Here is a 261-nt window from a genome sequence, read left to right on the forward strand (position 1 = left end):
CGAGATGGTGCTGCCGACGCCCTTCGTCACGCCGTCGCCGAGGCCCGGCACGCTGATGTTGCCGACCGTGCTGCCGAGGTCGGTCGCGGTCTGGCCGACCGTGCTGACGACGCCGTTGGTGCCGGTCGCCGTACCGCTGGTGCCACTCGTGCCGCTGGTACCGCTCGTGCCGCTGGAGCCGCCGCCGTTGTTGGCGGTCGGCGGCGTGCTGACGCTGTTGCCGCCGCAGGCGGCCAGCAGGCACGCAGCGGCGAATACGGT

The 261-nt window shown here is 73.2% G+C and carries 1 pseudogene; it reads right to left on the bottom strand.

What is annotated here, in order from left to right:
- Positions 1–261, bottom strand: a pseudogene (locus tag SB816_RS32730) (hypothetical protein); the annotation flags it as partial.

Source organism: Achromobacter sp. SIMBA_011 (assembly GCF_046535435.1).
Classification (GTDB): domain Bacteria; phylum Pseudomonadota; class Gammaproteobacteria; order Burkholderiales; family Burkholderiaceae_B; genus Achromobacter; species Achromobacter dolens.